14 protein-coding genes, 2 pseudogenes and 2 riboswitches are annotated in these 19358 nt (G+C 34.8%); of the genes and pseudogenes, 11 read left to right on the top strand and 5 right to left on the bottom strand.

All coding sequences use genetic code 11. The features are described 5' to 3' along the window. From AC1Q59_RS24090 to AC1Q59_RS24100, 3 genes are all read right to left on the bottom strand, one after another. Window positions 1-224: hypothetical protein (locus tag AC1Q59_RS24090; protein ID WP_492368412.1), on the bottom strand; the 224-nt coding region annotated here is incomplete at its 3' end. Beyond that, the gene (locus AC1Q59_RS24095; RefSeq protein ID WP_492368413.1) at window positions 221-709 is read right to left on the bottom strand and encodes an acyl-CoA thioesterase; all 489 of its coding nucleotides are present in this window, start codon (window positions 707-709) and stop codon (window positions 221-223) included. The genes AC1Q59_RS24095 and AC1Q59_RS24090, both read right to left, overlap by 4 nt. Before the next feature lie 190 nt (window positions 710-899). Continuing rightward, window positions 900-1076, bottom strand: a riboswitch (cobalamin riboswitch). Between the two features lie 128 nt (window positions 1077-1204). Beyond that, window positions 1205-2074, bottom strand: coding sequence for a cytochrome c oxidase assembly protein (locus AC1Q59_RS24100; RefSeq protein WP_492368414.1), 870 nt, complete (start codon window positions 2072-2074; stop codon window positions 1205-1207). Between the two features lie 210 nt (window positions 2075-2284). Here AC1Q59_RS24100 and AC1Q59_RS24105 point away from each other — a divergent pair, with 210 nt between their 5' ends. The 10 genes and pseudogenes from AC1Q59_RS24105 to AC1Q59_RS24150 all read left to right on the top strand — a co-directional run bounded on the left by AC1Q59_RS24105 (window position 2285) and on the right by AC1Q59_RS24150 (window position 16030). Next, on the top strand, window positions 2285-2872 hold the full coding sequence (locus tag AC1Q59_RS24105) for a DeoR family transcriptional regulator (RefSeq protein ID WP_492368415.1): 588 nt from the start codon (window positions 2285-2287) through the stop codon (window positions 2870-2872). A gap of 98 nt (window positions 2873-2970) precedes the next feature. Continuing rightward, window positions 2971-3540, top strand: a complete 570-nt coding sequence (locus tag AC1Q59_RS24110) for an SCO family protein (RefSeq protein WP_492368416.1) — start codon at window positions 2971-2973, stop codon at window positions 3538-3540. A gap of 35 nt (window positions 3541-3575) precedes the next feature. Continuing rightward, window positions 3576-4346 carry a FixH family protein gene (locus tag AC1Q59_RS24115; RefSeq protein WP_492368417.1) on the top strand — a complete coding sequence of 257 codons (771 nt, stop codon included), beginning with the start codon at window positions 3576-3578 and terminating at the stop codon, window positions 4344-4346. Window positions 4347-4824: 478 nt separating this feature from the next. Then, window positions 4825-4939, top strand: a riboswitch (TPP riboswitch). A gap of 141 nt (window positions 4940-5080) precedes the next feature. Then, window positions 5081-6865: a phosphomethylpyrimidine synthase ThiC gene (gene thiC / locus AC1Q59_RS24120; protein ID WP_492368418.1), complete on the top strand. Its 1785-nt coding sequence runs from the start codon at window positions 5081-5083 to the stop codon at window positions 6863-6865. A 365-nt stretch (window positions 6866-7230) separates the two neighbouring features. Then, window positions 7231-7495: pseudogene (locus AC1Q59_RS24125) on the top strand (HU family DNA-binding protein). Between the two features lie 736 nt (window positions 7496-8231). Beyond that, window positions 8232-8430 (top strand): annotated as a pseudogene (locus tag AC1Q59_RS24130) (NUDIX hydrolase); the annotation flags it as partial. A gap of 431 nt (window positions 8431-8861) precedes the next feature. After that, complete coding sequence (locus AC1Q59_RS24135; protein ID WP_492368419.1) at window positions 8862-11957, top strand: EAL domain-containing protein; 3096 nt, start codon at window positions 8862-8864, stop codon at window positions 11955-11957. Window positions 11958-12165: 208 nt separating this feature from the next. Beyond that, window positions 12166-13725: a spore germination protein gene (locus tag AC1Q59_RS24140; RefSeq protein WP_492368420.1), complete on the top strand. Its 1560-nt coding sequence runs from the start codon at window positions 12166-12168 to the stop codon at window positions 13723-13725. 20 nt (window positions 13726-13745) lie between these two features. Beyond that, window positions 13746-14936 carry a Ger(x)C family spore germination protein gene (locus AC1Q59_RS24145; RefSeq protein WP_492368421.1) on the top strand — a complete coding sequence of 397 codons (1191 nt, stop codon included), beginning with the start codon at window positions 13746-13748 and terminating at the stop codon, window positions 14934-14936. Continuing rightward, window positions 14933-16030 (top strand): GerAB/ArcD/ProY family transporter, encoded by a 1098-nt coding sequence (locus AC1Q59_RS24150; RefSeq protein ID WP_492368422.1) that lies wholly within the window; start codon window positions 14933-14935, stop codon window positions 16028-16030. Before AC1Q59_RS24145 ends, AC1Q59_RS24150 begins: the two co-directional genes overlap by 4 nt. Window positions 16031-16445: 415 nt before the next feature. Here the strand turns inward: AC1Q59_RS24150 and AC1Q59_RS24155 are convergent, their stop codons facing one another. Both AC1Q59_RS24155 and AC1Q59_RS24160 read right to left on the bottom strand, forming a co-directional pair. Further along, window positions 16446-17825 carry a S8 family peptidase gene (locus AC1Q59_RS24155; RefSeq protein ID WP_492368423.1) on the bottom strand — a complete coding sequence of 460 codons (1380 nt, stop codon included), beginning with the start codon at window positions 17823-17825 and terminating at the stop codon, window positions 16446-16448. A gap of 119 nt (window positions 17826-17944) precedes the next feature. Further along, complete coding sequence (locus AC1Q59_RS24160; RefSeq protein ID WP_492368424.1) at window positions 17945-18193, bottom strand: hypothetical protein; 249 nt, start codon at window positions 18191-18193, stop codon at window positions 17945-17947. 937 nt (window positions 18194-19130) lie between these two features. Between AC1Q59_RS24160 and AC1Q59_RS24165 the strand changes: the two genes are divergently transcribed. Beyond that, window positions 19131-19337: a DUF1657 domain-containing protein gene (locus AC1Q59_RS24165; protein WP_160549936.1), complete on the top strand. Its 207-nt coding sequence runs from the start codon at window positions 19131-19133 to the stop codon at window positions 19335-19337. Window positions 19338-19358: the final 21 nt, after the last annotated feature.

Genomic DNA, 19358 nt, shown 5'->3' on the forward strand with positions numbered 1-19358 from the left:
TTATAATATAGTTCATTTAAATATAAATTTGCTGCTAGGAAGGTCCAGTTCGGTTCCTCCATTGAAATTTGATTTAGAGCATAAATAAGTGATTGGTCATATAATGTTTCTTTTTCCATCCCAGATATTTTTTCGTAAAAATCAGACATGTCGAGATTATATTTTTCAGAAGCTTTTTCTATTGCGGATATGACAGAATTCTTCTCATAATGATAAGTAATCATATACATTTCTCCCCCGAATACTCGTTTATTCTTAACCGTGTCTCTTTCCTCTTTTGCGCACTAAGAAATAGATTTTTTTCTTCTTCTGTTTCCGGTTCAACACCGCTAACAGGCGTTGGTTTCCCGTCACTATCCACTGCAACCATTGTAAGAAAGGCGGTTGTGGTTATCGTCTTTTCACCCGTTTCTAAATTCTGACACTCTACTTTTACATATACTTCCATTGATGTTCTGCCCGTTGATACTACAACCCCTTCCAAAATTAAAATATCTCCTACCCTAGCAGATGATAAAAAATTAACAGTATCAATCGAGGCTGTAACAACTACCCTTTTACTGTGTTTCATTGCGGTAATCGCTGCTATTTCATCAATGTAGGATAGAACGGTTCCCCCGAAGATGGTTCCCATATGATTTGTATGGGGCGGTAAAACAAGCTTTGTTTGGATGGTTCTTGAAATACTTGCGGGTACTTTTTCTTTCAAACCAAATTCCTCATTTCTTCAAGTAAAATAGTAGATCTTCGAGAGTCCTAGGTTTATAAATTCATTCAAACAACAAAAAAACCCATCAAAGATGATGGGTTTAATAACGTCGAATAATCCATAAAACAGCACAAATCCACTGTAATAGTAAGAATACCGCCGTTATACCTTCCCAACTCCCGAAGAAGATAATACGTAATAAAAAATGGCAGGTCTCCTGACTCATGCTTCATTCTACTCTAAGCCCTTCCCATCCAAAGACAGTGGATCTACTTATTTCGTCAGCATTTACAGTTGCGGGTACAGTTCTGGACTTCCACCAGATTCCCTATTAAGTCTATTCAGACACCATTTTTATTGGTTGTTATCTATATTTAGTGTTAATATTCACATAAAAATACTAAATATTGTATGAATCTAAATATAATATACAATATTTACTTTGACAACTCTTTTTTCAATTAATATATAAACAAAGAAACTTCCTAATAATACCTAGGAAGTTTCTTTGTTATTCACGAGGGGCTGAGTTTTGCCAGACGTTCTTTCATATTTAATTTGAGTGTCCGATGCCTCTGTCCCAAGCCGCGATGTCACCATTAAAGTAATTTTATGAATCCCCAACATAATGAATCCTGCAGTTACTTGATCATATTTTGTATTAAATGGAGGAGGAAGGATATTTAAGGAAATAGACTGAGAGGGTGTGCAAAGATGAGCTGTTAATTGTGTAAGGAAGGGGTTGTTTATTCCATCTGTTAAGGCACTAAAAACGAACAATAAACAAGCAGGCATTAATAGAACTCCACTTAAGAATATATAACGCTTTTTTTCCGACAGATAGAGTCGTTGCCTTGGGTCAGGTGACACAATTGGCCACCACATGCTAAAAGACAAAAGCAATAGCAAAAATATATATACACTATGAATAAAGGAGTCTTGCGAAAAAATGTTTAGAACAACCGGTAAATGGTATATCAAGAACAATACCGCAAAAACCATTAAGGCAATCCTTGGAGGCAAAAACCATTTCTTTATTTTGTTAACCGTCGGGATTTTTAAAAATCTATGAAATAAGGTGCTGGGAATCCCCATTAAAAGAATAGGCGGAACAACAAAATATAAAATACTCATTTGGATCATGTGTAAACTGAACGAGAGATGACTTATCGTGGTTAAAGGACTGCCGATGGTTAAATATAACAAGCCTAAACTAAAGAAAAAGAACAGTGGTTGTTTATGATAAATTTTTTGTTCTGTCCAACGATGGACTAATAATGAATATAAAACAGCGATGCATGTCAGGCCAGCTAACAGTGAAGTATTCCACATTAATTGATCTTTAAGTAAAACATCAATATACATGTAATCCTCCTCCAGTTTGAACCCTTCACTATTTTGTTATTAACTTTATATAATTATGTTTGATTATGTGGTTTATAACAATAAGTCACAAATCTTTCATACTTTTATCTATTACTGTTATTTAGAATCAGGATGAAGCTGGTAGAATAGGTGTTGTAGATTGTTATTTTTTATTGGAAATTATCATAATCTAACGAAGGGATATGAAAAATGCTTCCGATTGAAAGGCAAAGACAAATTAAACTATTGATTCAAACGAAAAAAACATTGAAAATTGGCGACCTAAGTAAACAATTTAACGTTTCAGAAATGACGATTTATCGGGATATTAAGCCTTTATTGGAAGAAGGCCTTATTTCCAAGACGTTTGGCGGCATTTCACTTGTTGAAAAGAATACCCATTCTTTATCGAGACAAAGTCATTGTATTTACTGTCAAAGACCAAATAATCCTAAAATGGCTTATCGATTAATCCTATCAGACGATAGGATTGAAACAGCTTGTTGTGCTCATTGTGGCCTGCTTAGACACCGCCAATTAGGTGAAGAAGTGCTACAGGCAATATGCCATGATTTTTTTATGCATACAACGATTAGCGCTCCATTAACTTGGTACGTTATCGATACCACTCTTAACGTTGCATGTTGTCAGCCCCAAGTATTGACATTTGAAAATCGAGAACATGCCGAAAAGTTTGTTAAAGGTTTTGGAGGAAAAATCTATGGATTACAGGATGCCATGGAAGTGATTTATCAGAAAATGCAAAGTCGTACGGGGTGCTGCAGCAAACATAGTTAATGAAGATTGCCGAAAGAGAGTAAGGAATATCTATAAGTAACAACCCGTACACAAATTCTTTCTCGTAGATCTAAGCAATTAGGAAGGAGGATATTATATTGAAATACTTAAAATCCTTGGTCATTGTTCTTACCCTTTTGTTAGTTGGGTGCGGCAGTGAAATTGAAACAAATATGTCCAAGCAAGTAAAGGAATTTGAATTTACAACACAGGATAATAACTCATTATCATCAGAAGACTTGAAAGGGAATTGGTGGATAGCCGATTTTATCTTTACAAATTGTGAAACCGTTTGCCTGCCAATGACATTCAACATGTCCAAACTTCAAGATAAGATGAAAGAGGAAAAATTAGATGCTCAGCTCATCTCGTTCACCGTCGACCCAGACCGTGATACCCCGGAGGTATTAAAAGAGTATGCGGAAGGGTATGAGGCTGATTTAAGCAATTGGACCTTTTTAACTGGTTATGATTTTAACACCATTAGAGACCTGTCGATAGACTCATTTCAATCCCTTTTGGCAGCGCCGCCTGCAGGAACTGACCAAGTAACACATGGAATTAGCTTCTTTTTAGTAAACCCAGAAGGGAAAATTATTAAATCTTACAGTGGGATAGAGGCTGAGGTAGTTGATGTTATCATAGATGACCTTAAAAAAGTTCTATAATAATGACGAATCTAAGAATAGATGGAGGAACTTAAATGAGAAGAAAAATTGGAATGCTGCTGCTAATTTTAGTTTTAGGCCTTTTATCTGCATGTGGTAACACAGATAAAAATGAGCAAAAGCAGGCATCTGAAGAACCAAAGATCATCGAAGTTGAATTTGTGCTTCCTGAAAAGGCAGAAGTAAATGAAAAGGTTAAACTTAAGGCCATTGTTAATTATGGTGAAGAAAAAGTGAAAGATGCCAAAGAAGTGAAATTTGAATACTGGGAAATGGGCAAGGAAGATGAAAGTACTACGATAGAAGCGAATAATAATGACGATGGAACATATACAGCTGAAGTAGCATTTGACCGTGATGGGGTTTATGAAATATATGCACACACAACAGCAAAAGATATGCACACCATGCCGAAAAAACAAATTACAATCGGTGAAGGCGCTACTGCTGCTCATGAGGAAGGGCACCAAGACCAAGCTGAAGGTCATGAACACGGCAGTCATGCCGAAGGATTTAGTATGCATTTTCTGAAGCCGGAAGATATCAAGATGAATCAACCAACTAATTTGACTGTAAACTTACAGATTGATCATGAACCGCTTGAAAATGCGAATGTCCGTTATGAGATCTATCATGAAAGTAATGCAGACAAGCATGATTGGGTAGAAACAGAAGAAGCTGATTCAGGCGAATACACTGGTTCTTATTCATTTAGAGAAGCTGGTATTTACATAATAACTATCCATGTGCAAAATGATGATCGCCTACATGAGCATGAGGAGCATACGGTTGAAATAATTAAATAATGGGTTTGCCAATTTTTATACCCTTCAAAAAGCCTTAGTGACAGGGTTCTTCTCTAGACCGCAAAGTAATCCTATAAGCTTGAAGATCGATCCTTATTTTTTATTTATTCAAGCTTTCTTTTATTGACCGCCCTGTAGATACACAGAGAATTTAACAGAAGAAGAGTTCTACCATTATAATTTGTACGGTAGAAAAAGGAATTAAATTTCATCCTAATATATGTGGACCCCCTCAAGTTATACATATAGTTAAAGGAGATTCTTTTAGACTTTCAACCTTTAAACTAAGGAATTTCGTTTCATTTTCTTCTTAAGTAAACCTTATTTCCCTCTCTTGTAAAAAATTAAAATGTTTATTGTTTAATTCATATTACCAATAGAACCAATTGCTGTCCGTCTCTTAATCAAATGGTTTTTATATTTTTTATTGGTCCTTTTATTTTACTTAAAACTCGTGTATACTAAAACCAAATTGAATAGAAATAACTAGGGGAGTCCAATAAGTTGGGCTGAGAGAGAAACACGTTAAAGTTTCTTGACCCTTTGGACCTGATCTAGCTCATACTAGCGTGGGGAAGTTAGAAAAAATAATCATGTATTAAATAAATTTCCACATACAAAGCCGGTCCATCCTTTTTGGATTCGGCTTTTTTTATTTAATTCATTTCTTTAATTCCTCTTTTATTGTCTAGATCTCGTCCTCTTTAATTATAAAAAAGGGAGAGATTTACTCTATGTCAAGAACTTCATTAAACGAAAAAAACATTTCCATCATGTCTAGTTTTTTAGGTAGTAAAAAAGTTTATGTTGAAGGCTCAAGACCCGATATCAAGGTACCAATGCGTGAAATTGAACTAAGTCCTACAACGGGCGCCTTTGGTGAAGAAGAAAATCTACCAGTTCGGGTCTATGATACAAGCGGACCTTATACGGATACTAAATATTCAGTTGATATTACAAAAGGTCTTCCTCCTCTTCGAAGCACATGGATTCATGAACGAGGGGATGTTGAGGAATATGAAGGTAGAGAAGTTAAGGCTGAAGACAATGGATATAAGGATGAGAATGACCCTCGAGCTAATCATAATGTGTTTCCGGGTTTAAAGCGTAAACCGTTACGTGCAAAAAAAGGTGGAAATGTTACACAGCTTCATTATGCAAGGAAGGGCATCATCACTCCTGAGATGGAATTTATCGCATTAAGGGAAAATATGAAACCTGAATTTGTACGCGAAGAAGTTGCAAGAGGTCGAGCAATTATCCCTTCTAATATCAACCATCCAGAGGCAGAGCCTATGATCATAGGACGTAATTTCCATGTTAAAATCAACGCAAATATTGGAAATTCTGCTGTTACATCCTCCATAGAAGAAGAGGTCGAAAAAATGACATGGGCCACTCGTTGGGGTGCTGATAATATTATGGACCTATCAACAGGTAAAAACATTCATACAACAAGGGAATGGATTATTCGCAATTCAGCTGTTCCTGTAGGAACCGTTCCTATCTATCAAGCACTTGAAAAAGTAAACGGTGTTGCCGAAGACCTTACATGGGAGGTTTACCGTGATACTTTGATTGAGCAAGCCGAGCAAGGCGTGGATTACTTCACCATTCATGCTGGTGTTCTTTTGCGATATGTTCCGTTAACTGCAAAACGTTTAACAGGTATTGTATCCAGGGGTGGATCTATTATGGCTCAATGGTGTCTTCACCACCACAAAGAAAACTTTTTATATACTCATTTTGAAGAAATCTGTGAGATTATGAAAACTTATGATGTTGCATTCTCTTTAGGAGATGGTCTACGTCCTGGTTCAATTGCTGACGCTAATGATGAAGCACAATTTGCGGAATTAGAAACTCTTGGTGAACTAACAAAAATTGCTTGGGCGCATGATGTACAGGTAATGGTTGAAGGTCCAGGTCACGTACCTATGCACCTTATTAAAGAAAACATGGACAAACAACTTGAGGTTTGTAAGGAAGCGCCTTTCTATACTCTAGGGCCACTTACAACTGACATAGCTCCTGGTTATGATCATATTACATCTGCGATAGGTGCAGCCATGATTGGTTGGTATGGTACAGCTATGCTATGTTATGTTACACCAAAAGAACATTTAGGTTTACCAAACCGAGATGATGTCCGTGAAGGTGTTATAACTTATAAAATAGCTGCACATGCTGCTGATTTAGCGAAAGGGCATCCAGGTGCACACAAAAGAGATGATGCCTTATCAAAAGCTCGTTTCGAATTTCGATGGAGAGATCAGTTTAATTTATCATTGGATCCTGAACGTGCTTTAGAATATCATGATGAGACGTTACCTGGAGAAGGTGCAAAAATAGCACATTTCTGCTCAATGTGTGGACCGAAATTTTGTAGCATGAGGATATCTCAAGATATTCGTAATTACGCGAAAGAAAATAAACTCGATACAAAAGAAGCAATAGAAAAAGGAATGAAGGAAAAAGCTGAAGAGTTTAAGGAATCTGGTGGTAAATTATATCAATAACTCTTGCTGTTAGGAGGTTTACGTTGAAGTTCCAAATAATTGAGGAGGAGATCAATCAATTAAAAACTCACCTTGCTTTTTTGGAGAAACGCTAAAAAGATTCAACAAAATTGTGACCATCATTTTAAAGGAAATCAATATTATGAAACATGTATCAAATGGTTTCCTTTAATATAAGCAAACTGTAAAAAAAAATGAGGGTGGACGCACTAAACAAACGGGCAAAATTCTTTAGTATTTACCATGTTCACAAGTCATGACACCCTCTCATGTGCCTTTAAGGTTGTTAATATTGATTAATGTTACTTTATTGGGCTATATTTTTCTTGTTACATAGTAAATTTAGAATATAGAGGTGTAAAAGAATGAATAAAACAGAATTAGTGAAAGTTGTATCAGCATAAGCTGAACTAACACAGAAGGATGCTTCAAAGGCAGTTGATGCCTTGTTTAATACGGTTTCAAACACACTTGCTGAAAGAGAAAAAAATCCATTAATTGGATTTCCGGACGTTTGAGGTACGGGAACGTTCAGGTAGAAATGGTCGAAACCGGTGAAGAAATAGAATTGCTACTTCTTTTAATTCCTGTTTTTAAGCCGGGCAAGAATTAAAAGAAGCTGTTAAATAATAATATATCTTAACAGTAAATACCTCTGGTATGTGTAAAAGGGATACAAAAATTAATTAATAATAGTTTGTTCACTAAGGGCGTGATTCATCAGCAAGAATTACGCTCTTTAGAAAAGGAAGCGATTCGATGCTCTAAGTTATTCAATAAACAATAGCAGGTTATAAGAACCCAATTAACTTTTTAATTATTAGTTGTAAAATATGAAATGAACTGGAAAATTGCAGATAGGTTACGCTATTTATTTAGGTCTGTGATGGAGGTCTACAACTTTTACAAATGTAAAAGGCACCTATTGACATAAAAGGTCCGAGGGAAAGGTTCAGCGTATTTGCTATGCGTTGAATCTTTCCTTTCGGCCTTTTTTTAATAATTAATGGAGCATTCCTGTTAGAAGCTTTTTCGGGGACTTGTACAAAAAGAGCCCTCTTGGTATGATACGGGGTGTCAAATCTGCAGAATTGACCCCTAATTTGTAACCAAGGAGACAAAACCAGAAAATAAGTGATCCATTGTGCATCGCGTAATTTTCAATCACTAATTTCCACATTATCCAGTAATGACCGCGTAGTATACCCATACATTGGAAGAGTTTCACATAATATAAAAATTTTGTTAGAAAACGTGTTTTGACACCCTACCAACGGGTAAACCGTTGATAAATCAATATTTATAGAGGGAGGTTTATTGTATGTAGAGAAATGATGAATTTAAAGCTGGTGTTCCTGTAATTATTATGAAAGAAGAGAATCAAGTTTTGTTACAGAAAATAGCAGATGTAGGGCTGTGGGGTATTCCTTTAGGACATATAGAAATAGGAGAAACAGTTTCTGAAGCATCTTAACCAATTTAGAAATAAAAATTAAAATGCTGATTGGTGTTTACTCTGCCCTAATTCACAAGTATTTACTTTATCAAATGACGGATTCGTATACTCTCTCCTCCTAAACTCAGTATCTCCTAAGGCTTCTTGTAATGTCATAGGCTCGCTTGTTAAACGGGATCCTTGTCCCAACAGCCTGAAACATGCTTATGCAAGTAGGGGGTGAACAGTTTAGTTAACGGGATCGAGTCCCAGGGGTGCGACGTTCTACCTCGACTACCGTAATCATATGACCAAATATAAAAAGGTTAACCAGAAAAATCGGGCTAACCTTATATTAGGAACGGGTGCTTTTAGTTGTAGAGTGAAAAATACCATTTCGCTAGGTACACTCTAAAAAAAAGATTAATAATGGATGAAAGTTCAAGGTGTTTTAAGAACATCGATGTATTATATTAAATTGGCCGTCGAAACAGGAATACCTATATAATATTAGTGAATAATTTAGTTCCTTTTTTAGGTCCTAACGAAAGGAGATCACCATTGAGTACTATATCCAATACAAAGGATATTTTAGAGCGAGTATCCGATGCATTTTATTCGTTAAATAATGAATTAAAATTTGAATATATAAATAATGTTACAGAAAAACTCTTACAAATTAAACAAGAAAATGCGATTGGGCAATATATTTATGATGTATTGTCACACAGTGACTTGCATAAATTTGTATTACGATATAAAAGGGCTTTGTCCGAACAAGTTCCTGTAGAGTTTGAAGAACTTTTTAATAATAGATGGTATGAAATAAGGGCATTTCCTTCTAAGGAAGGCTTGTCTGTACTTTTTAGAGATATTACAGAAAAAAAGAAAGAGTTTCAAAACATTAATTTCCTAGCTAATTACGATGTTATCACAGAATTACCGAACCGTTTTTATTTTAATAAATACTTAAAACGCAAGTTACAATCACAATCTATTGGTGGTTCATTTGCTGTTTTATTTATAGATATTAATAATTTTAAAAATGTAAATGATACATATGGTCATGGAGTAGGTGATTTGGTATTAAAACAAATCTCAAGACAAATTGAGAAAAAAATAAATCAATTTGGTTTCATAGCTCGTTACTATGGAGATGAATTTCTTATAACGTTGGAAAACCTTGATGATAATGAAATTTCATCTGTGATTGAACGAATATTTGAATCTTTTTCAAGTCCATTTTGTGTAAATGGGTTTGATATAAGAATTTCAATTAGCGTTGGGGTTAGCCAGTTTCCTAAGGATGGGCAAAGTGAAGAATTATTAATAAAACGTTCAGAAAATGCAATGTTTCAGGCAAAAAAAGAGGGTAGAAATAAATATAAGTTCTACTCCTTTGATGAGAGTGAAGGAAGAGTAGATGCTATAAAATTAGAGTTAGAGCTCCTCAAGGCGATAGAAAATAATCAGTTATTACTTCACTATCAACCTAAAATCAATTTAAATACGGGGAAAATTGTGGGTGTTGAGGCATTACTTCGTTGGGACCACCCAGAATGGGGAATGGTATCGCCAGAAACATTTATACCTATTGCTGAAGAGACAGGATTAATTTTACCTATTGGAGAATGGGTTTTAAATGCTGCCTGTAAACAAAATAAAAATTGGCAACAACAAGGTTTTTCAACAGTTGTTTCCGTCAATTTATCAGCTATTCAATTTAATCAGACAAATATTATTGATACCATTGAATCCATTCTTCAAAAAACAGGATTAGAACCACACTTTTTAGAAATTGAGATTACTGAAAGTATGACAGTTGATATTGACCGTACAATTTTAATGTTACAATATCTTAAAAAGATTGGAGTCCATGTTAGTATCGATGATTTTGGTACAGGTTTCAGTTCATTAAGTTATTTGAAAAATTTTCCTGTTGATACATTAAAAATCGACCGGTCTTTCGTTAAAGAACTTCGAAACAATCCAAATGATGAAACCATAGTTAAAACCATTATCTCAATGGCTCATAATTTGAATTTGATTGTAGTGGCAGAAGGAATAGAAACAAAAGAACAACTAGTTTTTCTACAACAACATTTATGTGATGAAGGACAAGGATATTTTTTAAGCAAGCCCTTAACAGCATCCCAATTAGAAGAAAAATGGTTTGAAATAGAAAAAATAGTTGAAGAACATGGAATCCCTAAAGATATAAATCAACAATTGTTATTGAAAGAATTATTGGAATCAGCCCAAAGAGAGTTACGCGATACGATTCGTTTGCAGCAAGGTATGATATTTAAGTATGAGAAAATTAATGAACGATTTATTCATACACAATGTGACGGGGAATTATTATACCGTCTTGGAATGACTCCTTCCCAAGTGATAGGAAAAGAGTTAAGTGATTTTCTTCCTTATACAACTGCCCTCGATAAAACTGCCTATTATAAGATGGCATGGCAAGGAGAAGAATTTGTTACTTATGAGGAAGAGCTAAATGGGATTTATTATCTTGCAACTTTACGGCCTATTAAAAAAGCGGGGAAAGTAGTACAAGTCATAGGCTCATGTATAGATATAACGAAAAGGAAAAAAGCAGAGAAAGCTTTGCAAGAAAGCGAAGCTAAATATCGGCTGATTTCTGAAAACATGACGGACATAATAATGCTATTGGATATAAATGGAATGATAAAGTATGCATCACCTTCCCTTGGAAAAGTAATGGGTAACCCATTAAAATCATATATAGGTAAAAGATCGTTTGATTTACTACATCCTGATGACAGGCAAAGCGTAATGATGGGATTTGAAAAAATAATAAATACTATGAATCCATTAAGGATGGAAGCTCGGTTTGTTAACGTTGATGGGAAGTCGTTATTAATTGAAGGACTAGGTACCCCAGTCCTTGGAGAAAATGGCGATCCAGAACATTTTATAGTAGTGGGGAGAGACATTACTGAAAAAAGGGAAATGGAAGAGCACCTCTCAAAATCAGAGAAATTATCAGTTGTGGGTCAACTAGCTGCAGGTATTGCACATGAAATTAGAAACCCTATAACTTCAATAAAAGGATTCATTCAACTTTTAGAGGAAGGAATCATGAAGAAAGAATTTTTCCAAGTAATTTCCAAGGAGTTAAAACAAGTTGAAGGAATTCTCGAGGAATTTATTAATCTTGCCAAACCAAAAGAAATTCAATTAAAAAAGGTTAATATTAGAACGATACTTAAAGAAGTTGAGACATTATTAAAACCAGAAGCAAATTTAAAAAATGTAGAAATTTTCCAAGAGTATAAACAAAATCTTCCTCAGATTATGAGTGATACCAACCAAATAAAACAAGTTTTCATTAATATAATTAAAAATAGCATTGAAGCAATTCCTAAAAATGGGTTTGTAGAAATTCAAGGCAGTATTGAAGGGAAAAATGTCCTGATAAAAATAATTGATAATGGAACTGGGATAAGTGAGGAGAGAGTTCAGAAATTAGGTGAGCCGTTCTATAGTAATAAAGAAAAAGGTACTGGTTTAGGTTTAATGATATGTTTTAGAATTATTCGGGAACATAACGGGTCAATAGAAGTAAAAAGTAAAGAAAATGAAGGTACTACGGTTGAAGTTAGGTTACCAATAAAAACTTGTTAATAGGAAGAAACCTAATGAAATAAACTATATACTAACTCAATCCCCATCCTGACAAAAAGCTGGGGATTATTTGCCTTTTACCATCATAAGGTTAAATAAAATGTCCTTTTCAGAAAATAGGGATTTCCGTATCTTGGAATGTATAAAATCAACCAGTATAATTCATCTCCTTTCTGGGAAACTATACCATGAGAGGAGATGACTGTTCATGAAATTACCTCTAAACTTAAGAAAAAGAAAAAAAGTTAGGCTTTCAGAAATGATTGATTCTTTTTCAAATGAAGAAACAGATAAATTAATAAGATCAGACCTTTCAGCCAATGAACGTTTTTTGCGAAATATTTTTCAACAATGTTCCGATGTTGTGTTTCGTGTTGTACCTATAAACGATAAAACAAAATTACTTTTTGTTTATATCGATGGTTTATGTGACACAAAACCTCTCGATGAGATTTTGTTAAATCCTGTTAGGACATCTGAAAAAAAATGTGAAGTATTTATATTTGAAGAATTTGTTGAAAATCAGCTTCGTGCGGTTGCTCAAATAAAATCAACCAAGAATGTAAATGAATTAATTAATGGTATATTAACGGCAAATGTCGCCATTCTAGTCGAGGGAGAAACAACTGCTTTACTTGCAGATTTAAAAGGTTTTGAAAAAAGGTCAATTGAAGAGCCTTCCTCCGAAACCGTCATACGTGGTCCTAGAGACGGGTTTACAGAAACATTACGTGTGAATACAAGCTTAATCCGAAGACGAATTAGGAGTCCTAGATTGAAGATAGAGTCATTTACAATTGGCAAACTTTCAAAAACGGATGTAGCAGTTGTATATATTGAAAAAATTGCAAGTGATTCTGTTATTGAGGAAGTACGAAAGAGACTCGAGTCGATTGAAATTGATGGAGTTATCGAGTCTGGTTATATTGAAGAGTTTGTTGAAGATTTTCCTTTTTCTCCATTTCCGCAAGTTCAAAACACCGAACGCCCTGATATCGTTTGCAGTAGTTTACTGGAAGGGAAAGTATCCATATTTGTGGACAATACTCCATTTGTTCTGATTGTTCCCATGACCTTTTGGTCGGGGTTGCAGGCCGCTGAAGACTACTATGAACGGTTTATTTATGTAACCTTTATTCGCTGGATTCGCTATATTTTATTTAATATTTCATTACTGCTTCCCTCTATATACGTTGCAGTAATAACTTTTCACCCACAGTTAATTCCAACAAATTTGTTAATAAGTATAGCATCTGCACGAGAGGATGTCCCATTTCCAGTGTTGCTTGAAGCATTTATGATGGAGCTGATGTTTGAAGCTTTACGTGAAGCTGGGATACGACTTCCAAAGACAATTGGTTCAGCTGTTAGTATTGTAGGAGCGCTTGTTATAGGGGAGGCTGCTGTACAAGCTGGTATTATTTCTGCTCCCATGGTTATTGTGGTAGCAGCCACAGGAATAGCCTCATTTGCTGTACCGCGATATAATTTTGGCACTGCATACAGACTCCTTCGCTTTCCTATACTTATCCTAGCAGGATTGTTTGGTCTTTATGGAGTTATTCTAGGAATGATTGCCATCCTTATTCATCTTGTTCATCTTCAATCCTTTGGGGTTCCCTATTTAAGTCCGATTGCCCCGCAAAACCCAAAATATCTAAAGGATGTTTTGGTACGAGCACCTAGATGGAGCATGCATCGCCGACCTATAAGGGTAGCTGGTCAAGATAAAACCCGTATTCCTGAAGGGCAGCGGACGAAAACCTGAAGGAAGGAACGAATGATGAGATGATCAAAAGATTAAAAATATGTCTTATTATGCCAGTTTGTATGTTTTTAACTACCGGATGCTGGGATGAAAGAGAAATTAACGATCAGGCGATCATATTGGGGTGGGGTTTCGACCAAAATGAAGATGGAGAATATATTGGCAGTGCTCAGATTGTTGTTCCTGGGGAAATTGGTGAGAAAAGTAGTGGTCAAGGCAAAGGATACATAGTTGAAACAGCGACGGGGAAAAGTCTTTTGGATGTAACTCAGAATTTGCAAAGAAAGCTCTCAAGGAAAGTTTTTCCAAGCCATCAGAAGGTTATTGTAATTGGGGAACGCTTAGCCAGAAACGGGATATCGAACATCCTTGATGTATACAGTCGAGAGCCTGAACTTCCCATACGAACGAACTTTTTTGTTTTAAAAAACGGTGATGCATTGGATTTTATGGAGGTACCGTACAAGATGGAAGATATGCCTTCTACTGCTGCAATGAAAATGTTCCAAAGTACAGCAGGACCAGAAAGCACTACGTTTAAGGACTTTTTGGAAGGTGCGAGTTCAGAGGGAATTAGTCCGACATTACCGATTCTTGAAATTATTAGTTCTAAAAAAGAAGGGAAACAGGAGAAAGAAAAGGATACCGAGACCTTTCGTCTTGGTGGGAGAGCTATTTTCAATCAGGATCTTGAGTTGGTTGGATTTTTGTCCTATCGGGAGGCTGTTGATAGATTGTGGATTATTAACAAGTTAAATACTCATTATTTAAACACAAATTTATTAGGGGAAGAAGGAAATGTAAGTATTCTGGGTATGAATTTTCAAAGTAAGATCCAACCCATTATACAAAATGATCAAGTGCAATTTCATATAAAGCTTTCCGGAACAGGGGTGGTTCGTGAAAATAATACAGCATTAGACCTAAAGCAGCCGAAGAATCTTAAAATAATAGAACGTTCATTTAATAAGAATTTGCAAGATCATATGATAAGTACCATTACAAAAGTTCAAAAAGAATATAAAACAGATATATTGGATTTTGGACAATCCGTTCATAAGAAATACCCTCGGAAATGGAAAATATGGAAAAAGGATTGGAGTAAGAAATTCTCAGATGCAGATATTACAGTTAAAGTGGATATACATATTGAGCGAACTGGGGTAACTGGTTCTCCTTTACATTTGAAAGAAAGTGAGATCCAGAAATGAAAATTTCCAAGTATCAAATATTTTGGATGATTGCATCTCTAGAAATTGGAATGGTTTTGTTACTGACACAATCACCAGCAATTGAGGAAGCAAAGCAGGACGCCTGGATCTCATTTGTTTTTGCTGGGTTGGCAGGAATAGGAATCACCTTTATTGCTGGAAAACTAAGTCTTCTCTATCCAAACCAAACATTGATTCAGTATAGTCAAAGCATATTAGGGAAATGGTTAGGGAGAATTATAGTGATTCCATATTTTATCCATTGGCTTTCTGTGATTGGAGTTATTTTTCGTCAATCATCAGAAATAATCCAAATGACTTTATTTACAAGAACCCCATTGTTTATTTTAATTGTACTTTTATTACTTTTAGTCATTTATGTTAATTGCATAGGGGGGATTGAAGGCATTGGGCGGTGTAGTGAAATCATGGGCCCGTTGATATTTTTAATGGTTATTATTACTTTGATCCTTAATATTAATAATATAGAATGGGATAAGATTCTACCCGTTTATACTGACTCAGGATTAAAATCTATTTTACAAGGAAGTTTAATCCCTGTATCTTTTTATGGTGAGTCTGTTTTAATAATGATGCTACTCTCTTTTACAGAAGAACCTAAAAAAGGAGTAACTTGGGCTGTATGGGGTGTAGGAGTTGTATCTATTTTAGTGACTATTTCAACGCTAGAAATTCTAATGGTATTTGGAGCAAATTTGTCTTCAAGACTATGGTATCCATTTTTTGAGATGGCGAGATACATATCTCTTATGCAGTTCCTGCAAAACTTGGAAATAATTGTGACTGTTATATGGATCTTCAGTATATTTATAAAATTGTCCATTTATTTATTCGTATCTAGTTATGGGATAGCTCAATGGCTAAATATAAAGGATTGGCGAAAGGTTATTTGGTTTGTAGCAATAGCTTCAATAGTACTTTCTTTGATTTATCCTAATAATAACGAAGCGTCTGTTTCTTATCTTGAAAAATATTGGCTTCCATTTGTTCTCCCTATAAATATGATAGGTATTCCCTTGCTCCTTTGGGGAATTGGAGTTATTCGTAAAAATTCAAAACAAATTGATGAGTAATAATAAAGCAAATGTAAAATAGGCTCCATCTTTGATTCCATCACGAGTGATTAAAAGTTAACAACTATTTTTTGAATGAGTTGCATTTTTCAACGGGAGGATGTGGCTTTTAACCTTTAAAAGTAAAATTTTTACTTGTAGGCCCAGTACCAGAATCGGTGCAACCAGGGGCAAAGTAAATAATTTTTTTCTTTTGATTTTCCTATTAATTTCAAAAACATAGTCCTCAAGTATAAACGAAATATTCACCTGAACCCCTGAACTAACTGAAAGTTCAATATTTACTTATTATAAATTAATTAGAAAGAAAAAACTTGGGGACACCATGTAGGGTGTTTTATAACAACTAAAGGCAAAAGGCAACGGTCCAAAAAGGGGTCATTGCCTTTTGCCTTGAATGGGGTTTATAGAGTGATCATTGATTTAGGGCAGCTTCCAATCCATTTTTTACATTAATTAAGCCACTACCGAAATCGTTATCAGTTCCAGGGATTCCTAAATCATAAGTAGAATTCTTAATAATGTCTATTACTTCTTGGTTAGTTAATTTAGGGTTTGCAGAAAGCAAAAGAGCTGCTAGTCCTGCTACATGTGGTGAAGCCATAGAAGTGCCTGAAAGGACCGCATACTGCTGGTTAAAATAGGTGCTCGGAATTTGGACTCCGGGAGCTGAAACATCGATATAATCTCCATAATTTGAGAATGGGGCACGTTGTCCTGTGTAACTTACGGCGGCGACACTTAGAACCTTAGGAAAAGCAGCTGGATAGCTCGGTTGCATAGTATTTTCATTTCCTGCTGCAGCAATCAAGACAACATTTTTATTATATGCATAATCGATTGCCTCTTTTAAAAGTGAAGAATACTGATAATTGCCTAAACTCATATTAATAACATCGGCTCCATGATCCACTGCCCAAAAAATCCCTTTTGCTATATCAAAGGTCGTCCCATACCCTTCAGCACCCATTGCTTTTATAGGCATTATTTTGTTATACCAGGTGACACCAGCAAGGCCTTCTTGGTTGTTTGTTTCCGATGCAATGATTCCTGATACATGGGTGCCATGCCCGTTGTCATCATCAGGGAAATTATTATTCAACAGTACATTATAACCATTTGTTAATCGACTTCTCAAATCAGGATGGTCCAAATCAACGCCAGTGTCTATAACAGCAATAATAATATGTTCATCCCCTTTTGTGATATCCCAGCCTGCTTCTGCTTGAATTGCCGATAAGTTCCATTGGTATTGTTCTCTATACAGCAAATCATTAGGAAGTCCAATTTGATTTTGCAGATAAAGATAATTGGGTTCAGCAAATTCAACCATAGCCTGTCTGTTAAAATATTCAATAAGTTCCTTGGTCGAAAGCGTATTAGAACGAAAAACAATCGTAGAATTTAGCTTTTTAATGATAGTGCCATTTATCTCCTGTGTTATCCTTTTTATTTCCTTTGTTGAGGGAAGAGTCTTGAATGTAACGTTTACTTCTTTCTTAATATAATGACTCTCAGTTTTTTCATTGTGTTTAATTAGAAAAACGGAAGGATCATTTTTTAATTGATTCTTGATGGTTTGACCCATGGAAAGGCTGTTTATTTGAAGAACATTTTTTTCGTTTTCAACATTTTGGACATTGGTTATAGGGGGATTAAATTTGTTTTTGACAGCAACTGTTTTATTTTCGGGATTCTCTTTGTTTCTTGTATTTGGTACTATGAATAATAACCCTATGGATAGAAGAATAAGTACGGAAACAGTAACCAATAAGGACTTTCGTAATTTTGTCATGAGACACCTCTATAAATTTGTTATTAGAAAATGCTGCAATATAAGTATTAAATTTCTTATTAACATCCTTGAATCTTGATACATAAAGAACACCGTTTGAGAACAAACGGTGTATAAACTTATTCATCAATAGTATCTGGATCTGTTGCGTCGATTGGATCTTCAATTGGTTCTTCTGTATTTACATTATTTTCATCAATAATATCTGTATCTGCCGCGTCTTGAGGATCTTCAATTGGTTCTTCTGTCCCTGGACCTACATCCACTTCAGGTGGTGGATTATTATCCTCATCTCCATTATTACACCCCATTAACAGGAAGATAGAAAGAAAAACTGCTGTAAATATTCTTAACCATTTAAGATTCATTATTACCGCCCTTTCCATTGTTTTAATCTAAATTTATTTTCTCCGTTTAATCTTTTTTTATTCTACTGGATAATAGGCATTACCCTTGCCAAAAGTTTCCAATATAATGGTGTATCGAAACATTATTTACTAGATGGCAGACATGAGATTTTTGTAATGACTGCTTCTCTATGGTGACTTGGATTATATTGGAGCTGGTATTAAACTAGTTGAGGGAAATTTAGGTAATTGACTATTTTTTGTAGAACATATATAAAATTATGATCATCAAAAAGTAGAAAGATAGTTGAAGGGGAGGATTTTTGAGGGCAAAGGGTAGATGCACATTTTGGAAAAATGAATTTTTGGGAAAAATTAACTATCTTAATTACTCAGGGATAATTAATTTATAGGATTACAAATTCTGAAACTCTGTTCCTTTTAAAAAAGGATAATGAAATTGATTCTATTAACTAAATTTTAATTAATCCTATTCCAGATTCTGTCTAGATCCAAGGCAACATATATTTTTTCACCATGAATTTCTTTATGAATTATAGGATTGGAAAAATACTGATTTAAATTTTTATTAATTTGCTTATACCTTGCACGTGGTTTTGCTCCTGAAATAGTTTCAAGAAAGTCCTTATACATACTCCGTTTACCTCTCTTTTATATTTATTGAAAAAATACAAACTGCATCAATACTCCATTTTTAAAATCCATGCTTCTCAAAGAAACATTCCCCTCGAATAGTAAAACACATCTGTACTTTAGTTTTTTAAAAGTTCAACTGTCCAAATTGTACTATCCTCCCTCCCTTAAATAATTTTTCTTGCCAAAAGTATTTTTCCCAAAACATAATAAAAATATATTTCAATTTCTAAAACTTTTAATGAATAAATATCTATATTTTCAAACATTATAAATAAGGTCCAAAGAATAGGAGGTGATATTAATGACAGTCATAAATGACGTTAAAACAGCTTTAGCTGGATTAAAAAGCGCTCAAGCTAGCTTTGAAACATTTGCTCTCAGTACGGATAATCAACAAGCTAAGCAACTTTATCAAGATGCTGCTACACAAACCCAATCCGTTATTGATAATGTTGAACCACGTGTTCAACAAATCGAACAAGAAGAACCTCAATACAAACAACAATAAAGAGTATGGCGAAAAGGTTGG

It is taken from the genome of Cytobacillus sp. MT66 (assembly GCF_058792595.1).